This window comes from Streptomyces caniscabiei (genome assembly GCF_014930365.1).
GTDB classification, from domain to species: Bacteria; Actinomycetota; Actinomycetes; order Streptomycetales; family Streptomycetaceae; genus Streptomyces; species Streptomyces caniscabiei.
In genome coordinates this window covers 1-20,767 of sequence record NZ_JABXWI010000029.1, presented here as the reverse complement: position 1 = coordinate 20,767, position 20,767 = coordinate 1, and the positions used below count along the sequence as shown (strand labels likewise).

The 20,767-nt window shown below is 70.8% G+C and carries 17 protein-coding genes; 8 read left to right on the top strand and 9 right to left on the bottom strand.

Annotation, left to right across the window (positions count from 1 at the left end):
• Positions 1–191: 191 nt before the first annotated feature.
• The 4 genes from HW837_RS43985 (at position 192) to HW837_RS43965 (ending at position 3,303) form a co-directional block, all read left to right on the top strand.
• Positions 192–368 (top strand): hypothetical protein, encoded by a 177-nt coding sequence (locus tag HW837_RS43985; RefSeq protein WP_045562520.1) that lies wholly within the window; start codon positions 192–194, stop codon positions 366–368.
• Positions 369–416: 48 nt separating this feature from the next.
• On the top strand, positions 417–710 hold the full coding sequence (locus HW837_RS43980; RefSeq protein ID WP_045562519.1) for a Dabb family protein: 294 nt from the start codon (positions 417–419) through the stop codon (positions 708–710).
• A gap of 155 nt (positions 711–865) precedes the next feature.
• On the top strand, positions 866–1,753 hold the full coding sequence (locus HW837_RS43975) for an RNA polymerase sigma factor SigF (RefSeq protein WP_045562518.1): 888 nt from the start codon (positions 866–868) through the stop codon (positions 1,751–1,753).
• A gap of 629 nt (positions 1,754–2,382) precedes the next feature.
• Positions 2,383–3,303, top strand: coding sequence for an RNA polymerase sigma factor SigF (locus HW837_RS43965; RefSeq protein ID WP_045562517.1), 921 nt, complete (start codon positions 2,383–2,385; stop codon positions 3,301–3,303).
• 472 nt (positions 3,304–3,775) lie between these two features.
• Here the strand turns inward: HW837_RS43965 and HW837_RS43960 are convergent, their stop codons facing one another.
• Positions 3,776–3,976 carry a hypothetical protein gene (locus HW837_RS43960; RefSeq protein WP_033526713.1) on the bottom strand — a complete coding sequence of 67 codons (201 nt, stop codon included), beginning with the start codon at positions 3,974–3,976 and terminating at the stop codon, positions 3,776–3,778.
• Between the two features lie 173 nt (positions 3,977–4,149).
• Here HW837_RS43960 and HW837_RS43955 point away from each other — a divergent pair, with 173 nt between their 5' ends.
• From HW837_RS43955 to HW837_RS43940, 4 genes are all read left to right on the top strand, one after another.
• Positions 4,150–4,641 carry a MarR family winged helix-turn-helix transcriptional regulator gene (locus HW837_RS43955; RefSeq protein WP_045558404.1) on the top strand — a complete coding sequence of 164 codons (492 nt, stop codon included), beginning with the start codon at positions 4,150–4,152 and terminating at the stop codon, positions 4,639–4,641.
• 172 nt (positions 4,642–4,813) lie between these two features.
• Positions 4,814–7,258 (top strand): MFS transporter, encoded by a 2,445-nt coding sequence (locus tag HW837_RS43950; protein ID WP_473774456.1) that lies wholly within the window; start codon positions 4,814–4,816, stop codon positions 7,256–7,258.
• 85 nt (positions 7,259–7,343) lie between these two features.
• Positions 7,344–8,234 carry a YceI family protein gene (locus HW837_RS43945; protein ID WP_045558405.1) on the top strand — a complete coding sequence of 297 codons (891 nt, stop codon included), beginning with the start codon at positions 7,344–7,346 and terminating at the stop codon, positions 8,232–8,234.
• A gap of 137 nt (positions 8,235–8,371) precedes the next feature.
• On the top strand, positions 8,372–8,842 hold the full coding sequence (locus tag HW837_RS43940; RefSeq protein ID WP_045558406.1) for a PPOX class F420-dependent oxidoreductase: 471 nt from the start codon (positions 8,372–8,374) through the stop codon (positions 8,840–8,842).
• A 74-nt stretch (positions 8,843–8,916) separates the two neighbouring features.
• Here HW837_RS43940 and HW837_RS43935 read toward each other — a convergent pair whose 3' ends face one another.
• From HW837_RS43935 to HW837_RS43900, 8 genes are all read right to left on the bottom strand, one after another.
• Positions 8,917–9,684 carry a TetR/AcrR family transcriptional regulator gene (locus HW837_RS43935; protein ID WP_045558407.1) on the bottom strand — a complete coding sequence of 256 codons (768 nt, stop codon included), beginning with the start codon at positions 9,682–9,684 and terminating at the stop codon, positions 8,917–8,919.
• A gap of 340 nt (positions 9,685–10,024) precedes the next feature.
• A complete protein-coding gene (locus HW837_RS43930) occupies positions 10,025–11,536 on the bottom strand; it encodes an MFS transporter (protein WP_045558408.1) in 1,512 nt (503 codons plus the stop codon).
• A 207-nt stretch (positions 11,537–11,743) separates the two neighbouring features.
• Positions 11,744–14,008 (bottom strand): ArnT family glycosyltransferase, encoded by a 2,265-nt coding sequence (locus HW837_RS43925; RefSeq protein WP_193381304.1) that lies wholly within the window; start codon positions 14,006–14,008, stop codon positions 11,744–11,746.
• A complete protein-coding gene (locus HW837_RS43920) occupies positions 14,005–15,594 on the bottom strand; it encodes a bifunctional glycosyltransferase family 2/GtrA family protein (protein WP_045558410.1) in 1,590 nt (529 codons plus the stop codon). Before HW837_RS43920 ends, HW837_RS43925 begins: the two co-directional genes overlap by 4 nt.
• Before the next feature lie 40 nt (positions 15,595–15,634).
• Positions 15,635–17,374, bottom strand: a complete 1,740-nt coding sequence (locus HW837_RS43915; RefSeq protein ID WP_196790178.1) for a sensor histidine kinase — start codon at positions 17,372–17,374, stop codon at positions 15,635–15,637.
• Positions 17,371–18,111, bottom strand: a complete 741-nt coding sequence (locus tag HW837_RS43910; protein WP_045558411.1) for a response regulator transcription factor — start codon at positions 18,109–18,111, stop codon at positions 17,371–17,373. The genes HW837_RS43915 and HW837_RS43910 overlap by 4 nt, the downstream gene beginning before the upstream one ends.
• A gap of 312 nt (positions 18,112–18,423) precedes the next feature.
• Positions 18,424–19,311, bottom strand: a complete 888-nt coding sequence (locus HW837_RS43905) for a DUF2797 domain-containing protein (protein ID WP_193381303.1) — start codon at positions 19,309–19,311, stop codon at positions 18,424–18,426.
• 149 nt (positions 19,312–19,460) lie between these two features.
• A complete protein-coding gene (locus tag HW837_RS43900; protein WP_033526723.1) occupies positions 19,461–19,682 on the bottom strand; it encodes a hypothetical protein in 222 nt (73 codons plus the stop codon).
• Between the last annotated feature and the right edge of the window lie 1,085 nt (positions 19,683–20,767).

Here is a 20,767-nt window from a genome sequence, read left to right as displayed (position 1 = left end):
GAGTGTGGCGCAAGTCACCGAGGGTTCAAATCCCTCCGCTACCGCTGAAGAAGGGCCCCGTCGTCAGACGGGGCCCTTCCTGCGTTCACGGGTTCGCAGCCTCTCCTACGAACGCATGATCGGGTTACACTCGCCGCCGACAAAGAGGGACCCATGGGGCCCACAGGGCACAAGAGGCGGGGGAGGCCGCGGTGGCGGTGCAGGGGAAGAAGATCGCGCTGTACGTGCTCGTGGTCTTCGTGCTCTACGTGATCATCACGGACCCGGCCAAGGCCGCCGACTACGTCCAGATAGGCTTCGAGGGTGTCTCGAACGCCGCCCGGTCCATCGGCGACTTCTTCACCTGGATCGCCGACGGAGCCCAGTAGCGGCACGCCCCTCGCCCAGTACCTCGTACGACCGTTTCCGGAGCGCCCATGATCCGCCACCTGGTCCTCTTCAAGCTCAACGAGGGCGTCGAGCGTGACGACCCGCGGGTCGTGAAGGGTGTGGACGCGTTCCGCGCGCTCGACGGCACGATCGGGGAGATCCGCTTCTGGGAGCTGGGCTGGAACGTCAGCGACCGCCCCATCGCCTACGACTTCGCGATCAACTCGGCGTTCGACGACGCGGACGCGCTGCGTACGTACGTCGAGCACCCGGACCACCAGGCGGGCGTGGCGCTGTGGCGCGAGTTCGCGACCTGGATCATCGCCGACTACGAGTTCTGAGCCGCCCCACCCCTCCCGTCTTCGCCTCCCCCCATCGCTTTTCTCCGCCCCGCGCTCTCGTAGCGCGGGGCTTTTTTCTCAACACGGCGATATGCGGTGCTTGATCACAGTGCACATGTCTTGTGATGCTATGACCGCTTTTGACGGTTGAGTTGATGGATGAAGAGGTGGCGTTGACCGTGTCGGCCAGTACTGCCCCTCCCCAGGAAGACGTCCCCGCTCCCGATGCCGCGCCGGCCCAGGTCACCAGCCAGGCCACGGCCCCCGCCCCGGAGAAACGTCGCGGCGCCGACACCCGGGCCCTCACCCAGGTGCTGTTCGGCGAGCTGAAGCATCTGGCGCCGGGCACCCCGGAGCACAACCGCGTACGCGGGGCGCTCATCGAGGCGAACCTCCCGCTCGTGCGCTACGCGGCCGCCCGCTTCCGCTCCCGCAACGAGCCGATGGAGGACGTGGTCCAGGTCGGCACCATCGGACTGATCAACGCCATCGACCGGTTCGACCCGGACCGCGGCGTGCAGTTCCCGACCTTCGCCATGCCGACCGTCGTCGGGGAGATCAAGCGGTACTTCCGCGACAACGTGCGCACGGTCCACGTCCCGCGCCGGCTGCACGAGTTGTGGGTCCAGGTGAACAGCGCGACCGAGGACCTCACCACCGCCTTCGGCCGCACCCCCTCCACCGCGGAGATCGCCGAGCGGCTGCGCATCACCGAGGAGGAGGTCCTGTCCTGCATCGAGGCGGGACGCTCGTACCACGCGACCTCGCTGGAGGCCGCCCAGGAGGGCGACGGCCTGCCGGGGCTGCTCGACCGGCTGGGCTACGAGGACCCCGAACTCGACGGCGTCGAACACCGCGACCTCGTACGCCATCTCCTCGTCCAGCTCCCCGAACGCGAACAGCGCATCCTGCTGCTCCGCTACTACAGCAACCTCACGCAGTCGCAGATCAGCGCGGAGCTGGGGGTCTCCCAGATGCATGTGTCGCGGCTGCTGGCCCGGAGCTTCGCGCGGTTGCGGTCGGCCAACCGGATCGAAGCGTAGGCGCTCCGCTCGGTCCGCCGGGTCCGCCCGGTCCGCCCGGTCCGCCGGGTCCGCCGGGTCCGCCCGGTCCGCCCGGTCCGCCCGGTCCGCCCGGTCCGCCCGGTCCGCCCGGTCCGCCCGGTCCGCCGGGGGCCCACTCGTCTGCTGGGTTCCTGTGGTTCCGCGGGTGCGGGCGTGTGGAGCTTCTCGCGCAGTTCCCCGCGCCCCTGTCGGGGGCGGAACCCACGCCTCAGATGAGTAACCATCGGTAAGCAATGACCCCCGCCTCTTCCCGGATGGACCGTGGGGCACGCGGGGCGCACGATGGCAGGCGGGGCGCACAGAATCGGCCAGCGGTACGCGTGTGCAGGCCATGGGCGTGACCGAATGCGCTGTCGAGATGTCACCGGTGAGAGGGAATCGCTCATTGAGGTTCTTTCAGGTCCATCAGCGCTGAAATCCCATCAGAACCCCTGTTTCCAGGGCCTATTCACCCTCTCCATGTCGACATGTCACTACATCGCGTTGCCGACGTGTGACATTCTTCCCCCAGCGCGTTTGCCGTGGCCTCGCCGCCGGTATTCAGGTGGAGGCTGCGTTCCTTACGACGGAGCGTCCGCCGCGACCGTCCGCGACCCAAAGGGGGTGGCATGTCCGCAGACCAGGGCAGCTCGAAGGTGCTCACGCTCGACAAGAGCGAGACCGCGCCCGACGCTATCCAGGCCCCTCAGGACCTTCAGGCGCTTGAGGACCGTCCCGGTCCCCAGGCTCCGCCGGCGTCTGAGTTCCCGGCCTCGTCGGCCTCGGCGAACATCGACACCCGCACCCTGTCCCGCTCCCTGTTCCTGCGGCTCGCCGCGCTGGACGAGAACAGCCCCGAGCGCGCCTATGTCCGGGACACCCTGATCGAGCTCAACCTCCCGCTGGTCCGTTACGCCGCCGCCCGTTTCCGGTCGCGCAACGAGCCGATGGAGGACATCGTCCAGGTCGGAACGATCGGCCTGATCAAGGCGATCGACCGCTTCGACTGCGAACGGGGCGTGGAGTTCCCGACGTTCGCGATGCCGACGGTCGTGGGCGAGATCAAGCGGTTCTTCCGTGACACCTCATGGTCGGTCCGCGTCCCGCGCCGGCTCCAGGAGCTGCGGCTGGCCCTCACCAAGGCCAGCGACGAGCTCTCCCAGAAGCTCGACCGCTCTCCGACGGTCACCGAACTCGCCGCGGTCCTGGGTGTGTCGGAGGAGGACGTCGTCGACGGCCTCGCCGTCGGCAACGCCTACACGGCGTCCTCGCTCGACTCCCCGGCCCCCGAGGACGACGGCGGTGAGGGCTCCCTCGCGGACCGCCTCGGCTACGAGGACACGGCGCTGGAGGGCGTGGAGTACCGGGAGTCGCTGAAGCCGCTGCTGGCGAAGCTGCCGCCGCGTGAGCGCCGGATCATCATGCTCCGGTTCTTCGCGAACATGACGCAGTCGCAGATCGGCGAGGAGGTCGGCATCTCCCAGATGCACGTCTCCCGCCTCCTCACCCGGACGCTGGCGCAGCTCCGGGAGGGCCTGATCTCCGACTGAGGCCATCGGCCTCACGTTGACACGTACCACCGCCGGGTTGCCGAGTTCGGGCAGCCCGGCGGTGGTCGTGCGCGTGTTGCAGGAGGGGGTGCGTGCGGGCCGAGTGGGTGGGGGTGTGGGTACGCGCGCGTCGTCGGGTGCGGGTCCGGTGGGGCTTCTCGCGCAGTTCCCCGCACCCCTGAAAGACCAGGCCCCTGCGGGCCTGACAGACCAGGACCGCGTGAGCCTGGCAGGTGACGGCCGCGCGGGGTTGCAGGGTGACCGCCGCGTGAGACCGCGAGCCTGAAAGGTGACGGCCTGCGGGATGAAAGGCGACGGGGCTGCGGGATGAAAAGCACGGGGCGCAGCCCCTGCTTTTCAGGGGCGCGGGGAACTGCGCGAGAAGCCCCACCGGACCCGCAGCCGCCTGCTCACGGCACCCGACACCCGGCACCCGGCACCCGGCACCCGGCAGACGCGTACGCGCTCGTGTCTACGCCAGCGCGAGCCACACCACCGCGGCCACCACCGCCACCGCCGCGATCACACCGACGATCACACCGACCCGCGGCCCGGAGGACCCGGTCGCGGCGGCCTGCCGACCCCCCGCCGGCGTCTCGTCGACGAAGGCGCGGAACATCTGCGTGCTGCCCGCGGGGTCGTAGTTGCCCTGGGGGCCCTGGTTGTCAGCCATGGCCCGAGACCTTAGCGAATCCGGCGGGACGCACCCAAGCGGGGTTGTCCACCGGGGACACCCCGAACGTTCTCCTTTGCCAAGACTTGGGCCGCATCGACCCTCATTTCATTTGCCTGTAGCAACCATCCAGTCCTATGGTTGCCCTAAGCAACAAACACGGGAGGGACTCCATGGCCGGGCAAGCGCACTACGAGGAGCTGGCCCGTCAGCTCAGTGCCGTCGGGGCCGTCAAGCGGGAGATCGGACGAATGCTCCCGCACGAGTGCCCCGGCGGCTCGGCCGGAGTCCTGACGCTGCTCGGCCGGCACGGCGAGATGCGGATGAGCAAGCTCGCCGAGCTGCTCTCCGTCGACATGTCCGTGACCAGCCGACATGTCGCACACGTCGCCGAGCGGGGCTGGATCGAACGCCTCCCCGACCCGGCGGACAGACGCTCACGGATCTTGCGCCTGACCCCCGAGGGCCAGGCCGTGGTCACCGAGCTGTACCGGCGCACCAGTCGGCTGATGGCCGCCCGGCTGAGCGACTGGTCCGACGACGAGGTCGGACAACTGGCCCGGCTCCTGGGCCGGCTGCGGGAGAGCTTCGACACCACCGCACCGCCCCGGACGCCCGTCCCACCGACCGGGGCGCCCGCGTTACCGACCCGGACGTCCGCGTAGCGGCCCCGCCCGGGGCCCCCGGCGACCATCACCACAACCCGTACACCCGCAAAGACCCGTAAGAAAAGGAAGCCCCATGGCAACGACCACACCAGCCGGTGTGCGGGCTCACGCCAAGCACGGTGGAGGACCCGCCAAGGGTGCCCCCCACAGCGGTGGCGACCACGCCCCGATGACCCACCGGCAGATCATGGAAGCGCTGACAGGCCTGCTGCTCGGCATGTTCGTGGCGATCCTGTCGTCGACGATCGTGTCGAACGCGCTGCCGGACATCATCAAGGACCTGGGCGGCGGGCAGAGCGCGTACACCTGGGTGGTGACCGCGTCGCTGCTGGCGATGACCGCGTCGACCCCGCTGTGGGGCAAGCTCGCCGACCTGTTCTCCAAGAAGCTGCTGATCCAGCTGGCGCTGGTGATCTTCGTGCTGGGCTCGGCCGCCGCCGGACTCTCCCAGAACGCCGGGATGCTGATCGGGTTCCGCGCGGTCCAGGGCGTCGGCATGGGCGGGCTCTCCGCACTGGCCCAGATCTGCCTCGCGGCGATGATCTCCCCGCGCGAACGCGGCCGGTACAACGGCTACCTCGGCGCCACCTTCGCGACCGCCATGGTCGGCGGCCCGCTGGTCGGCGGTGTCATCACCGACACCAGCTGGCTGGGCTGGCGCTGGTGCTTCTACGTCGGCGTGCCCTTCGCGGTCATCGCCCTGGTCGTGCTCCAGCGGACGCTGCACCTGCCGGTCGTCAAGCGGAAGGTGAAGGTCGACTGGGCGGGCGCGTTCCTCATCACCGCCGCCGTCTGCCTGCTGCTGATCTGGGTGACCTTCGCCGGTGACAAGTACGACTGGGTGTCGTGGCAGACGTACGCGATGGTCGGCGGCACGGTCGCGCTGCTCGCGGTGTTCCTGCTGGTGGAGTCGAAGGCGAGCGAGCCGATCATGCCGCTGCGGCTCTTCCGCAACCGGACGATCGCGCTGGCCTCGCTGGCCTCGCTCTTCGTCGGTGTCGCGATGTTCGCCGGCACCATCTTCTTCAGCCAGTACTTCCAGCTGGCCCGCGACAAGTCCCCGACCATGTCCGGCGTCCTGACCATCCCGATGATCGCCGGTCTGTTCGTCTCGTCGACCGTCTCCGGGCAGGTCATCACCCGCACCGGCCGCTGGAAGGCCTGGCTGCTCGCCGGCGGTGTGCTGGTGACCTCGGGCCTCGGACTGCTGGGCACCCTGCGCTACGACACCGAGTACTGGCACGTGGCGATCTTCATGGCGCTGCTCGGGCTGGGCGTCGGCATGATGATGCAGAACCTGGTGCTCTGCACCCAGAACCAGGTCGCCCCCGGCGACCTCGGCGCCGCCAGCTCGGTCGTCACCTTCTTCCGCTCCCTCGGCGGTGCGATCGGCGTCTCGGCGCTGGGCGCGGTGCTGAGCCACCGGATCACGCACTACGCCGAGGAGGGCCTCGCCAAGCTCGGCGTCTCCGGCTCCTCCACGGGCCACGGCGAGATCCCCGACCTGGACGCGCTGCCCACGCCGATCCGCACGGTCATCGAGAGCGCCTACGGTCACGGCATCGGAGACGTCTTCCTCTACGCCGCCCCCTTCGCCGTCCTCGCGCTCGTCTTCTCCTTCTTCATCAAGGAGGTCCCGCTGCGGACCACCGGGGCGCTCGCCCAGGCGAGCCAGGCGAACAATGCGAACGACGCGAGCCCGTCCTCCGGGGTCTCCAGGGTTTCCGGGGTCTCCAGGGTTTCCGGGGTCTCCGAGGCCACCGACGTCGCCGACACCGCCGAGCCCCAGGCATCGGTCACGGCCACGGCCACGGCCCCGATGTCGGGCGTCGGCAGCGGTTCCGGTGCCGGCAACGGCATTGCCGTACGGGGACAGGTCCGCGGGGCCGAGGGCGCGCCCGTTGCCCGGGCCGCCGTGACCCTGATCTCGCTCGTCGGGCGGCAGCTGGGCCGTTCGGTCGCGGGCGCCGACGGGGCCTACGCGGTGGACGTGCCCGCCGCCGGATCGTACGTCCTGATCGCGTCCGCCGACGGGTTCCAGCCGCAGGCGTCCACGGTCGTCGTGCACGACGAGCCGGTCGCGTACGACATCCTGCTCAGCGGGACGAGCGGGCTGAGCGGTGTGGTGCGGGCCGCCGGTGCCGGGCAGGGCGTGAAGGACGCCATGGTCGTGGTGACCGATGTGCGCGGCGATGTGCTGGCCAGCGGAGTCACCGGTGAGCAGGGCGAGTTCGGCTTCGGCGAGCTGGTGCCCGGCGGGGTGACCGTCGCGGTGAACGCCGCCGGGTTCCGCCCGCGCGCACTGCCGGTCGAGGTCGGCGGCACCGGCGTCACCCGGATCGAGATCGACCTGGAGGCCGGGGCCCGGCTGCGGGGAGTGGTCCGGGCGGCGGGCGGGGTGCTGGCCGACGCCCGCGTGACCCTCGTCGACGCGGCGGGCAACGTGGTCGGCACGGCCACCACCGGCGCGGACGGGGCGTACGCCTTCGCCGACCTGGACGGCGGCGAGTACACGGTCATCGCGACCGGCTACCCGCCCGTGGCCACGGCCCTGACGGTCAGCGGTCCCCGCGTCGACGACCACGACATCGAACTCGCGCACCCGGGCGAGTAGTTCGCCCGGACGACCGGTTGAACCACCGGCCGGTGGAGCCTCCCCCCGCTCCACCGGCTGGTCGCACGCTGAGGAGTTGACGGACATGGACACGACGGGACGAGCAGGACGGGCCGGGCTGACCGCGCGGGTCCGCACCCGGGACGGCTGGGCCGTGTCGCACGCGGTCGTGACGGTGACCGACATGACCGGTACGCAGGTGCTGCGGGCCGAGGCGGACGCCGAAGGGCGCGTGCACGACCCCACGCCGCTCGCGCCGGGCGCGTACACGGTGATCGTCACGGCGGTCGGTTACATGCCGACGGCCTCCAGCGCCCTCGTGACGGACGGGGGTACCTCCCGCTCGGGCGAAGCCGAGAGCGGGGGAGGGCGGGTGGAGATCGGCACGGTCACCCTGGCCCGGCTCGGCGGTACGGAACTTCCTCCGCCCGGGCTCTGGACCGTCGACCCCGCGCACTCCTCCGTCGCCGCCGTGGCCCAGCACCTGGGCATCTCCAGCGTCCACGGCCGTTTCACCGACTTCTCGGCCTCCGTCGAGATCGCCCCGACCCCCGACGAGGGGACCAAGTCCCGGGTGGAGGCGGTGATCCGGGCCGCCTCGATCGACACGGGCAACCCGACCCGGGACCAGCATCTGCGCTCCCCGGACTTCCTCGACGTCGAACGGCACCCCGAGATCACCTATGTCTCGACCGGCCTCACGCCCGTCGGCCCGGACCGCTGGACCGTCCACGGCGAGCTGGGCATGCGCGGTGTCGTACGTCCGGTCGACCTGGACCTGGCGTACCTGGGCACCGGCAGGGATCCGTGGGGCGGCACCCGCGCCGCCTTCCGGGCCACCACCGAACTCCGCCGGGAGGACTTCGCCATGAACTACAACCAGGTGGTACAGGCGGGCATCGCGGCGATCGGGACGACGCTGAGGGTCGAGCTGGACGTACAGGCTGTGCAGGATGTGCGGGGACGGGGTGCGTAGCGCTCCCGCAAGGGGCGCGGGGCTGTACCCGATATGCGGCTCCGCCGCGTGGGCGCGAACAACCACGACGCACCCGCAGCCGCCGAACCGGCCGCACCCCCCGAGCCATGAGGCGCCCCCGGCCCTACGCTGAGCGCATGGCACGGAACATCGCGACCAACACGTCGGTATCCCTCGAAGAACTGCTCGACTTCGTACGCCCCCGGCATCGGGCGCTCCTGCTCACCCGGCGGTCCGACGGCGGCCCCCAGGCCTCCCCGCTGACCTGCGGTGTAGACGACTCCGGGCGGATCGTCGTCTCCACGTACCCCGAGCGGGCCAAGACCCGCAACGCCAAGCGGGACGAGCGGGTGAGCCTCGTCGTGCTGAGCGACGACTGGGACGGCCCCTGGGTCCAGATCGACGGCACGGCCGAGGTCATCGACTCACCGGACTCGGTCGAGCCCCTGGTGGAGTACTTCCGCAACATCTCGGGCGAGCACCCGGACTGGGACGAGTACCGCGAAGCGATGATCAAGCAGGGCAAGTCGATCATCCGGATCACGCCGGTGAAGTGGGGCCCGGTGGCCACCGGGGGCTTCCCGGCACGGCTGGTACAGGAGGGCTGAGCGGACCTGTCTGAGGCCGGGCTGAGCCTCCGTGTCTGGGCGGCCGGGCTGCGCCGCCTTCCAGACCCGTGGGTTCAGCCCCTCGTCGCCATCACCTCGATGCCGGCGACGAGGGTGTCCAGGGCGTAGCCGAAGTCGCGTTCGCGCATCTCCTCGACGGTCTCGCCGCCGCGGGCCTCCATCAGGTCGGTGGAGTGCCGGATGACCTCATGGGGTTCAGGGGAGCCGGACACCGCGCTCATGGCGCTGCGGAAGTACTCGTCCTGGGTCATCCCGGCCGCGGCGGAGCGCTGCACGAAGTGGCCCTCGATGGTGCCGAAGCCGTACACGAACTGGAAGACCGCCGCGATGGCACCGGCCTGGCCCCGGGCGGGCAGCGCGGTGCGGCCGATCACGCGCTGCACGGCGAGGGAGAAGTCCAGCGCGTGCGGGCCGATGTTGAGGAAGGTGCCCGCGAGGGGCGAGACCCAGGGGTGCCGGACCAGGACCGCCCGGTACTCCCGGGCCAGGGCGCGCAGTTGGTCCCGCCAGTCCTCGTCCGGGTCCGGGTCGGGCGGGGGCAGCCGCATCTCGGCGAACGCCTGGTCGAGGGCGAGTTCCAGCAGGTCGTCCTTGGTGTCCACGTACCAGTAGACCGACATCGCCGTCACGTTCAGCTCGGCCGCCAGCCGCCGCATCGAGAACTTGGCCAGCCCCTCCGCGTCCAGCAACCGCACGGCCGTCACGGTGATCCGCTCCCGGTCCAGCCCCGAGGGCTGCCCACTCCGTCCGGCCCGCGCCTTCTCCTCCAGCCAGACACTGGCCCGCGCGGCTCCTTCGGACCGACCGGCTCCCTTCACCATGACGCACCTTCCGAGACACGCTTCTTTCAGATGCTGACGATGCTAGGCGGGCGAAGCCCCCGGGAAGTGCCGCGAACGCCGCGCACTTCCGAGGGCACCGGCTGTGCGACGAGGGCGCGCGTTTCCGGCGACGCTGGGTGCGCCGCGAGGGCGCGCGATTCCGACGGGGCCGGACGTGCGGTGAGGGGCTCGCCTTTCCGACGCAGCCGGATGCGCGGCGAGGGGCGCGCACTCCCGGCGACGCTGAACGTGCCGCGCGCAGCGCGCCGTTCAGGGGCGCGGGGAACTGCGCGAACAACCACGACGCACCCGCAGCCGCCGACCCGACCGCACCCCCGAGCTATGAGGCGCCCAACCCCCGCTCCCCCATCTCCGCCCTGCGCAGCAACCCCGCCGCCACCAACCCCCCGAGCAACACAGCCACCGCCCCCACCAGCAGACTCGCCTCCACCCCGGAGGAGAACGCGGACATCACCCCGGCCCGCTCGACAGCCGTGTCCGCCCCCGCCAGCGCCGCCGGCAACGACGCCGCCGCCACCGGGATCAGCGCCGCGAAGCGCGCGTTGAGCACGGCCCCCAGCACGGCCACGCCCAGCCCGGTGCCGAACTCGGCGAGCGTGCCGTTGATCCCGGCGCCCACCCCCGCCTTGGCCGGCGGGATCGCGCTCATGATGGCGTGCGCCATCGCGGGGTTGGCGATCGCGCAGCCCACCCCGATCAGGACCAGCCCGAGCAGGGTCCCGGCGTAACCGCCGGAGGCCATCGTCGCGATGGAGACCAGCCCGCCCGACATCAGCACCATCCCCAGCGCGATCGAGACAGGCATCCCGAGCCTCGCCGTCCACTTCGCCGACAGCCCGGAGAAGTTGAGGACGACGACGACCAGGGCGAGCGGCGCGGTCCGCAGTCCCGCCTCCAACGCGTCGTAGCCGAGCACGAACTGCAGATGCTGGGTGAGGAGGAAGAGCGCGCCGCCCATGCCGAAGGTGATGAGCACGGCCCCGGCGACGGCGCCCGTGAAGCGGCGGTCACGGAAGAAGTGCGGGTCGAGCATGGGGTACGGGATACGGCTCTCCCAGTACGCGAAGGCCGCGAGGACGACCGCGGCGACGGCGGCCGTGGCGAGCACCCGGCCCGACGCCCAGCCGTGTTCGGGGCCCGAGATGATCGCGTAGACGAGGGCGGTCATGCCGACGGTCGACAGCAGCGCGCCCAGCAGGTCCGGCCGGTCCCCCTGGGGATTCTTGGACTCGGGGACCAGCGCGATCACGGCCACCACGCCCAGCGCGGCGACCGGCAGGTTGATCAGGAAGATGGCGCCCCACCAGAAGTGGCCGAGCATGAAGCCGCCGAGAAGGGGGCCGGCCGCGAAGCCGAGCGCGTTGACCGCCGCCCAGATGCCGATCGCCTTCGGCTGCTCCGCGGGGGTGAAGATCTGCATGGCGACGGCGAGGGTCGTGGTCAGCAGCAGCGCGCCGCCGACGCCCATTCCGGCCCGCGCGGCGATCAACTGCCCCGTGGACTGGGCGAGTCCGGCGACCAGTGAGCCGATGCCGAACAGGACCAGGCCCGCGATCAGCATCTTCTTGCGGCCGTAGCGGTCGGCCGCGCTGCCTGCGGTGAGCAGCAGGCCCGACTGCACCAGCGAGTACGCGTTGATCATCCACTGGATGTCCGAGGTGGCCGCGCCCAACTCCTCGGTGAGGGACGGGATCGCCACGTTCAGCACGGTGTTGTCCAGCAGCACGGTGAGCTGCGCGAGACAGATGACACCGAGGATCAGCCAGCGCTGCGGATGCCCCTGGTCGGCCTCGGAGGGGGCCGCCGGGGCGGTGGGGGTGGGGGTCGACATGTTCTACACCGTAGAACAGTTCCTATACGGCGTACAACGCGGTTTTCGACGACGTACGACGGCCGCCGTACGCCGCGATCTCCGGCGCCGAGCGACAGCAGCCCTGCTCGGCGGCGCGCGAAACGGGGCGAAGGCGCGCGGAAAAGGGCGGTGGCCCGGGGGTTCGTCCGCCCCCGGGCCACCGCCCCGCTCGTCTCGCGGCCTGGCCTACTTCGCCTGCGTCAGGTCGTAGAACGTCGTGCCGTCGACCGTCACCGCCTCGAAGTTCTCCTGGACCCAGGAGCTGATCTGCGAGGAGGTGCCGTCACTGCTGCCGCCCCTGCCGCCGCCGGAACCGCCGGCGATGAAGTAGTGGATCTTGCCGTCCTCCACGTACTTCTTGAACTCCGCGAGCGTCGGGGACGGGTCGGTGCCGTTGAAGCCGCCGATCGCCATGACCGGCTCACCGGTGGAGAGCTGGTAGCTCGCCGCGTTCTGGGCGCCGACGGCGGCGGCCGCCCAGGTGTAGTCACTCGCGTTCTTCTCCAGCAGTTCCTTGGCCTCGTCGCTGACGGAGGTGCCGTTGATCAGGCCGCCCATGCCGCCACCACCGCCGCCGTCACCCATGCGACCGCCGTCACCGTTCTGGGTCGTGCCGTTGCCCTGGCCCTGCTGACCCTGGCCTTGCTGACCCTGCTGCTGGTTCTGGCCGCCGCCGAAGCCGCCGGTCGGGGGCTGCCCCATCTGACCGTTGCCCTGCTGGTTCTGACCGTTGCCCTGTTGGTTCTGCTGGTTGTTCTGGCCCGGCATGCCGCCACCGGGGCCGCCGCCCATACCGCCGCCGCCACCGCCGGGGCCGCCGCCCATGCCACCGCGGGTCGACGGGCCGGCCGTCACGATCGAACCGGTGTGCCCCTCGTTGAGCGTGGTGAGGGTGTACGCCGTCGGGCCCGCCACCGCCGTGACGAGGCTCAGGCCGACGACCGCCAGGGCCAAGCGACGGCCCAGCCGAGCCACGAAGACCAGGCCGAGCGCGGCGACCAGACCGCCGACGAGCACGACCCACTTCAGCCAGGGCAGGTAGTCGGAGGAGCGGTTGAGGAGGACGTACCCCCAGACGGCCGTGGCGGTCGTCGCGGCGGCCAGCGTGATCGACGCCCAGTACTTGTCCCGCTGCTCCCAGAGCAGCGCCGCGCCCATGCCGATCAGCGGCGCGATGTACGGGGCGAGGGCCACGGTGTAGTACTCGTGGAAGATCCCCTGCATGAAGCTGAAGATCACCATGGTGATCAGCAGCGAGCCGCCCCAGAGGAGGAAGGCCGCGCGGGTGGTGTCCGTGCGCTTCAGCTTCCGCGTGGCCCAGAGCGCGGCGGCCAGCAGGATCAGCGCGGCCGGGATCAGCCAGGAGATCTGGCCGCCGATGGAGGAGCTGAACATCCGGTCCCAGCCGGTCTCGCCCCAGTTGCCGCCACCGCCGCCGCCTCCGCCGCCGCCGACGCTGCCGGTCTCCTCGCCGTTCAGACGGCCGAGGCCGTTGTAGCCGAAGGTCAGCTCCAGGAAGGAGTTGTTCTGCGAGCCGCCGATGTACGGACGGGACGACGCGGGCCACAGCTCCACGATCGCGACCCACCAGCCGCCGGAGACGATCATCGCGAGCCCGGCGAGCAGTACCTGCCCGACCCTCTTCTTCACCGAGGCCGGTGCGAAGACGACGTACACGAGGGCGAGAACCGGCAGGATCAGGAACGCCTGGAGCGTCTTGACCAGGAAGGCGAGGCCGATGGCGACACCCGCCCAGACCAGCCACTTCGTCTGCGCCTTCTCCAGGGCTCGCTGTGTGCAGTAGACAGCGACGGCCATGAGCAGCGCGAGGGCCGCGTCCGGGTTGTTGAAGCGGAACATCAGCGCGGCGACGGGCGTGAGCGCGAACACCGCCATGGTGAGGAAGCCGGCCGTGGCATCGAAGCGACGGCGTACGGCCGCCCACAGCACCCCGGCGGTGGCGACGGCCATCAGGACCTGCGGGAACAGGATCGCGAAGGAGTTGAGCCCGAGGACCCGCACCGACAGCGCCATCGGCCAGAGCGAGGCCGGTGGCTTGTCGACGGTGATGGCGTTGCCGGAGTCCAGCGAGCCGAAGAAGAAGGCCTTCCAGGACTGGCTGCCCGCCTGTACGGCCGCCGAGTAGAAGGAGTTGGCGTAGCCGGAGGCCGTGAGGTTCCAGGTGTAGAGGCCGCCGATGACAAGGAGAGCGAGGAGGAGGCCGGGGCGGACCCAGCGGTTGTCCTCGGGCCTGCCTCTCCACAGGCGCCGCGCGAAGGGCGGCCTGGGTTCGCCCGCGCCGGGGGCCGGGGGCTCGGCGGGCGCCCCCGGAACGGCCGGTTCCTGTACGGCGGTCGGGGCGGGCGGCGGGCCCTCCTCGGGGCCGGGACTCCCCGGTCGGCTCGTCGTCTCGAAGTTCGTCTCGGAGTTCGTCTCGAAGTGCGTGGTCATCGTGCGTTCCTCGAATCCTGATCGTGCGGGCGCAGAGGCCGCATCCGCATGGTCGGCTCCCCCCAGGTGCGGTCCGCGGCCTCACCAGCGCGGAACGGGGTCGTGGTGTACGTCGGCTGGAACCGGTCCTGGTGGCCGTACGGCCCCGGCTGTCCCGGACGTACCGTCACGGCGGTCGCGTGGACCGGCGAGGAGCTGCGGTGCGGGGTGGTGTGCTGCTGGGTGGAGTGGTGCGGTGTTCCGTGATGCGCGGCGGGGTGGTGTGCGGCGACGACGGTCGAGCCCTCGGTGCTGGAACCGCCGGTGAAGGAGGCGTCGGCGAAGGAGGCGTCGGCGAAGGAACCGTCGCGCCGGTCCGGGAACACCCACGCCCGGAAGAGCAGGAACCGCAGCACCGTCGCCGCGAGGTTGGCCGCGACGAGGACCGCCAGTTCCGTGGAGTGCGCGGGGTCGGAGGTCGCCGCGTTCAGGGCGGCGAGCGAGCCGCTGGTGAGGGCCAGTCCGATGCCGAACACCACCAGGCCCTGCGCCTGATGCTTGACGACACCGCTTCGGCCACGGACGCCGAAGGTCAGCCGCCGGTTGGCGGCGGTGTTGGCGACCGCCGAGACCAGCAGGGCGAGCGCGTTGGCGAACTGCGCCCCGGAGAAGGCCCGGAAGCCGCTGTAGAGGAGCAGGTAGAACAGCGTGGAGAGGCCGCCCACGACGCAGAAACCGAGGAGCTGGCGGGCGAGACCGCGCGGCACGTCCTGGATCTCACGGTCACGGGGATCGTCCCCGAACGGCCGTGCGAGCCGGTCGAGCGCGAGGGACCCGGTGGCCAACGCCTTCCCGACCCGCCACACACCCTTGAGATCGTCGGTGGCGGTCTTCACGATGTGGACGGTCGAGTTCGGGTCGTCCACCCAGTCCACCGGCACCTCGTGGATCCTGAGCCCGGCCCGCTCGGCGAGCACCAGCATCTCGGTGTCGAAGAACCACCCGGTGTCCTCGACGAGCGGCAGCAGCACCTGGGCGACGTCCCGGCGTATCGCCTTGAACCCGCACTGCGCGTCCGAGAACCGGGCCTGGAGCGAGCCGCGCAGGATCAGGTTGTACGCGCGGCTGATGAACTCCCGCTTGGTGCCGCGCACCACCCGCGAGGAGCGGGCGAGCCGGGAGCCGATCGCGAGGTCCGAGTGACCGGAGATCAGCGGGGCGACGAGCGGGAGCAGGGCGTTGAGGTCCGTCGACAGGTCCACGTCCATGTAGGCGAGGACCGGCGCGTCGGACGCGGACCACACGGTCCGCAGCGCCCGCCCGCGGCCCTTCTGCTCCAGCCGGTAGGACGCCACCTCCGGCAGTTCCTCCGCCAGCCGCGCGGCCACCCGCGGGGTGGTGTCCGTCGACGCGTTGTCCGCGATCGTGATGCGGAACGCGTACGGGAACGTGCGCGCGAGGTGCTCATGGAGTCTGAGCACACACGGCTGGAGGTCCTTCTCCTCGTTGTAGACGGGGATCACTACGTCCAGGACAGGCGTACCGGCGTTTCCGGCCGGGAGGTGCTCCCGCGCCGGCAGAGTGCCGGGAGAAGAGTCGGTTCGCATGACAACCACATTCGCGAGCCGCTCTGTTACGCCCGTGTGCTCACACTGTGGTGCGCCTGTGAGTCCGACTGCCGGGTGTCGCGCCGGTCACCAGGCCGTTCCCGCCGAACGCGCCATCGAGCGCGGCATCGAACGCGCCATCGTGCTCGCCGTGTTGCTCGCCGTGTTGCTCGCCGTCGTACCGGGCGTCGTCGAGCTCCCAGTTCGAGGCGTCGTCGAGCAGCGGCACGTCCCGGCCGAGGGCCGGCAGATGCACGGTGAACACGGTCCTGCCGGGCACGCTGTCGACGGTCACCGCACCGCCGTGCGCGTCGGCGACGGCCTGCACGATGGCGAGCCCGAGTCCGGTCGAGCCGGAGGCCCTGGACCGCGACGAGTCCCCTCGCGCGAACCGCTCGAACACGTGCGGCAGCAACTCCTCGGGGATGCCCTGCCCGTCGTCCTCGACGTCGACGCACATCCACGGTCCACGGCGCTGCACGCGTGCGGTGACGGTGGTGCCGGGCGGCGTGTGCGTCCGCGCGTTGGCGAGCAGGTTGACGAGCACCTGTTGCAGCCGGGCCGCGTCCGCCGACACGAGGGCGGGCATGTCCGGCAGGTCGAGCCGCCAGCTGTGGCTCCGCCCGGCGACCCGCGCGTCGCTGACGGTGTCCACGACGAGGGGGATGAGATCGGTCTGTTCGAACTGCAGCGGCCGTCCCGCGTCCAGCCGTGCGAGCAGCAGCAGGTCCTCGACGAGCATGGTCATCCGCCCGGACTCGGACTCGATCCGGCCGAGCGCGTGCCGGGTGTCGGGCCCGATCTCCTCGCGGCCGCGCCGGGTCAGCTCGGCGTAGCCGCGGATCGACGCGAGCGGCGTCCGCAGCTCATGACTGGCGTCGGCCACGAACTGCCGTACGCGCGTCTCGCTCTCCTGGCGAGAGTGCAGGGCGCCGTGGATGTGGTCGAGCATGCGGTTGAGCGCGGCGCCGACCTGTCCGACCTCGGTGTGCGGATCGGTCTCGGAGGCCGGGACCCGTTCGTTGAGGGTGACTTCGCCGGTGTGCAGGGGCAGTTCGGAGACCCGGGTCGCGGTGGCGGCCACCTTCCGCAGGGGCCGCAGGGCGACCCCGACCAGCACGGACCCGGCGATCCCGGCGGCGACGAGCCCGGCACCGGTGACGCTCAGCTCTACGGCGATGAGGGTGCTGAGGGTCTTGGTGACGGTCTCGGTGGGCAGGGCGACGTAGAAGTTGCCCTTGCTGCCCTCGACATAGGTCACCCGGTATTCGCCGAGGTCGGGGAGGTCCACGGTGGAGATACCGGTCTTGGACACCGAGCCGAGGGCGGCCTCCTGCTCGGCGCCGAGAGCGACGGTGGTCATGCCCTGGAAAACGTCGCTGTCGGACGTCTTCGCCTTGGCGACCACGGCGGCGGTGACCCCGCCGTCCGTCCCTACCTGGGCGACGACGGTGTACTCCTCCGTGCCACCCTTGGTGACGAACCCGAAGGGGCCGTCCGGCGGGAGGTCGTCATTCCCGCGGCCCACGGGGAACTTCCCGTCCGGCGGACCGGCGGCACGCTTGGCGACCTCTTCCACCTGGGCGTTCAACTGCTTGTTGAGGTGCTCGCGCAACGCGACCGTGGTCACCGTCCCGATGACCGCGCACACCACGGCGATCAACGCCACCGCGGAGACGACGAGCCGCGTACGCAGCGTGCGCGGCTGTCCTCGCCTCAGCCACTGCGTGGGCCTCGGCCTCGGCCGCCTCTGCGTACGCGTCCGCCGCCGCCCGCTCATGAGGAGGCGGGCTTGATCAGATAGCCGGCCCCACGCCGGGTGTGGATCATCGGCTCCCGCCCGGCGTCGATCTTGCGCCGCAGGTACGAGATGTAGAGCTCGACCACATTGGCCTGGCCGCCGAAGTCGTACGACCACACACGGTCGAGGATCTGCGCCTTGCTGAGCACGCGCCGCGGGTTCCGCATGAGGAAGCGCAGCAGTTCGAACTCGGTGGCGGTGAGGTGGATGTTCGCCCCGCCGCGCGACACCTCGTGGCTGTCCTCGTCGAGCATGAGGTCACCGACGACGAGCACGGAGTCGGAACGCCGGTCGGCGGCGCCGGAGCGGCGGATGAGCCCGCGCAGCCGGGCGACGACCTCTTCGAGGCTGAACGGCTTGGTGACGTAGTCGTCGCCACCGGCGGTGAGCCCGGCGATCCGGTCCTCGACCGCGTCCTTGGCGGTCAGGAACAGCACCGGCACGTCCGGCAGCTCGCGCCGCAGCCGGCCGAGGACGGCCAGGCCGTCCATGTCGGGCAGCATCATGTCGAGGACGACGGCGTCGGGCCGGAAGTCGCGGGCGGTCTGGATGGCACCCGTGCCGTCCCCCGCGCTCCGGATCTGCCATCCCTCGTAGCGCAGGGCCATGGACAACAGTTCGGTGATCGACAGCTCGTCGTCCACCACAAGCACGCGGACGGGGCTCCCGTCCGGCCTCAGCAGTTCGGTGCGCCCCTGGGGCGAGGTCGTGGTCATGCTGGACACCTTGTCGGGGCCCCCTGAGAACACCCTTTCCGGAACCTGTGATTTTTCTGAGAAACGCACAGGCGCCTCTCAGGGAACCCCTGGGAAGATCCCCGACTTCTCGGACACCACCCCCGCCGACCAGCACGTTCCTGATCGTTTCCACGGCGTTCCCCGGGGGACCTCACCGGAGACGCACAGCGCCGCGACCACAGGAACGGACCATGCGCCCACCCGCCCTGACCCCACTTTTATGCAAGCGCCATCATGATGTGCCCGCCCCCACGCCCTGCGCTCCCGACGCGTGCCCCTCCGGCCCTCGGCTCAGAACAACCCGTCCTGCACGCTCGCATCCCCCCGGCTCCTCAACTCCCGTACGGGCAGGGTGAGGACGTCGCGGGGCTCCTCGCCGACGGGGGCGGTCAGCTCCCACCCGGTCATGAGTCGTGTGTCGAGGACGACGACGCCCCGCCCGGTGGCCAGATGCAGATCGGGTCCGGCGACGGCGAGGATCTCCCCGCCCACGGCTCCGCCCGCGACCAGCTGGGTCACCGCACCGTCGGCGGCCGGCAACCCGTCCAGCTCGAACACCCGAAAGTGGTCGACGGCTCGGAAGGGAAGACGCTCCAACGACTCGGGCCACCCCGCGAGCTCCTGGGCCCGCGCATGCAGTTCCGCCAGCTCCCCCACGCGCGCCTCGGCCGCGGGCAGACCGGCCCGCACGGCCCGCTTCTCGGCGTACGGGATCCGATCGGGCACCCCGAGCGCGGCCCGCAGCGTCTCCTCCGACCGCCGCGCGGCCATCAGCGGCCCTCGCCCGAGCCATCCGAAGCAGACGGCCCCCTGCTCCAACAGCCGCGCCGGCCCCCGCTCGACAGCGGTGATCCCGACCTTCACCATGCCGGGCCCGAACCACGCGAGGTACACGTGATACGGCCGCGGGTCGTCGGCGATCGTGTCGGTGGCCACGGAATGCGCCCGGTCGAGCCGCGCACACTCCTCGCACCGGGCCCCGGTACTCCGCCCGGGCACCTCCGCCCGCACCGGACACCGGTTCCCGCGAGCGCCGACGCACGTCCGCCGGTCACTCACGACCCGGAAGGCCACCGTCTTCCCCCGCGGCAGCGGACTCCCCCGGCCGCCCGCCCACCCCAACGACGGCACCGCGCCCTCGCCCCAGCGCAGTCCCGTACATCTCCACACGCGTGCCATCCCCCACGACGTTAGAGGGCACCACTGACAACGCGCCCACCCGCGGCCCGGACTACGGACGCGGGAACGCCAGGACGTGAACGGCGTGACGGGCCGGGCGTGCGGGAGCCTGAGGGCCCCCGTCCCGGCCGCGCGCGGCGCGGTGGGTCCTAGAGCTTGCTCATCTTGCTGTACGGGCTGAGGATCCGCTGCCGCGCCGACCCGAAGTCGACGAGCGCCGCGATTCCGTCCTCGATGCCGATCACCCGGCCGAGACCGTACATGTCATGTGTGACCTGGTCGCCCACCGCGAAGTGCTTCGGAGGCGGGGCGACCGGGGCCTTGAAGGGACTGGTGGGCAGATAGCGCTTCGGTGCACCTGGCTTTGTCATTGCGACCAGTATGCGCCACGGTGCAAGACCCGAGACTGGCTCGATCGTCTTGATCTTCGTCGCCACGGTCGCCGAAGCCGCCACTCACACGACCCGCGGCCCCCACACGCACGACAAAGCCCCCTCGGAATGATCCCGAGGGGGCTTCGCTCTGTGTGCACTCGGCAGGATTCGAACCTGCAACCTTCTGATCCGTAGGATCGGGCAAGACCCCAGGTGAGAGGCTGACGGCACCGGATCTCGCTCGCTCAGGTGAGCGATCATGCGCGGCTGTGTGCCGTCGTTGCCGTCAGAGCTGCCGTCAACCTGGACTCTGATGCCGCCTCCCGCTTGCTGTACCCGTCGCGCCCGGACCCTTCTGCGAGTTACGACTTTCTCTGCCGGGTTCAAGCCCCGGCTGCGCTCCGCTCCGCCGGGCGCGCTTCCCGACTCTGGCTGCGCCCGCGCTCCTGCCTTCGGCCCGCTCGGCGCTGCTGCCGCCGACGCGCGCCCACATGCGGATAGGGCCGGGTGGCCATGAGTCGATCACCGCATAGCGCGGCACGGTCAAGACGATGCCTCCGGCGGGGGATCGGCCGGCACCGGGATGGAGGGGGCGCCGTTCCCGGCCGCGGGTCCGTAGTGGCGTGCGCGGGGTGCTCCCATCCCGTCCACCGTCGACCCAGGCAGAGCCGAGCAGACGCGGCCCATGGCGTCCAGGTCGTTCGTACAGTGGCGCGCTCCACCTGGACGCCATGGACCACGCCCGCTCCACCGTGGTGTGGGTCGACGGCGGACGGGATGGGAGCTAGGGAAGGTGGTGGGTTGGGCTGTCAGGTAATTGGTGAGGACCGGATGCGCTCGATGGCCCGCAGGACCTCATCGCGGTTCGCCGCGTCGGAGTCGGCATGTCAGTGTTACTGGGCGGCGTCCACGCAGTTCGTGTAAACAGTGATGCTGGCTGCCTCGGTCCCCACGTTGCTGGCCTCAGCCTGCCAGCCGGGCCCTCTGGGCTTGATCCGCTTTGACGGACATTCGAGATCAGGGGTTCTGCCCCGGGAGGATGTCCATCATGGAGAGCATGGGGAAGAAGAAGCCTCGGCCTC

Bases quoted from the DNA above. Each gene is read 5' to 3' on its own strand.
- HW837_RS43980 (WP_045562519.1), top strand. From the start codon at position 417: ATGATCCGCCACCTGGTCCTCTTCAAGCTCAACGAGGGCGTCGAGCGT.
- HW837_RS43975 (WP_045562518.1), top strand. From the start codon at position 866: ATGGATGAAGAGGTGGCGTTGACCGTGTCGGCCAGTACTGCCCCTCCC.
- HW837_RS43965 (WP_045562517.1), top strand. From the start codon at position 2,383: ATGTCCGCAGACCAGGGCAGCTCGAAGGTGCTCACGCTCGACAAGAGC.
- HW837_RS43960 (WP_033526713.1), bottom strand. From the start codon at position 3,976: ATGGCTGACAACCAGGGCCCCCAGGGCAACTACGACCCCGCGGGCAGC.
- HW837_RS43955 (WP_045558404.1), top strand. From the start codon at position 4,150: ATGGCCGGGCAAGCGCACTACGAGGAGCTGGCCCGTCAGCTCAGTGCC.
- HW837_RS43950 (WP_473774456.1), top strand. From the start codon at position 4,814: ATGACCCACCGGCAGATCATGGAAGCGCTGACAGGCCTGCTGCTCGGC.
- HW837_RS43945 (WP_045558405.1), top strand. From the start codon at position 7,344: ATGGACACGACGGGACGAGCAGGACGGGCCGGGCTGACCGCGCGGGTC.
- HW837_RS43940 (WP_045558406.1), top strand. From the start codon at position 8,372: ATGGCACGGAACATCGCGACCAACACGTCGGTATCCCTCGAAGAACTG.
- HW837_RS43935 (WP_045558407.1), bottom strand. From the start codon at position 9,684: ATGGTGAAGGGAGCCGGTCGGTCCGAAGGAGCCGCGCGGGCCAGTGTC.
- HW837_RS43930 (WP_045558408.1), bottom strand. From the start codon at position 11,536: ATGTCGACCCCCACCCCCACCGCCCCGGCGGCCCCCTCCGAGGCCGAC.
- HW837_RS43925 (WP_193381304.1), bottom strand. From the start codon at position 14,008: ATGACCACGCACTTCGAGACGAACTCCGAGACGAACTTCGAGACGACG.
- HW837_RS43920 (WP_045558410.1), bottom strand. From the start codon at position 15,594: ATGCGAACCGACTCTTCTCCCGGCACTCTGCCGGCGCGGGAGCACCTC.
- HW837_RS43915 (WP_196790178.1), bottom strand. From the start codon at position 17,374: ATGAGCGGGCGGCGGCGGACGCGTACGCAGAGGCGGCCGAGGCCGAGG.
- HW837_RS43910 (WP_045558411.1), bottom strand. From the start codon at position 18,111: ATGACCACGACCTCGCCCCAGGGGCGCACCGAACTGCTGAGGCCGGAC.
- HW837_RS43905 (WP_193381303.1), bottom strand. From the start codon at position 19,311: ATGGCACGCGTGTGGAGATGTACGGGACTGCGCTGGGGCGAGGGCGCG.
- HW837_RS43900 (WP_033526723.1), bottom strand. From the start codon at position 19,682: ATGACAAAGCCAGGTGCACCGAAGCGCTATCTGCCCACCAGTCCCTTC.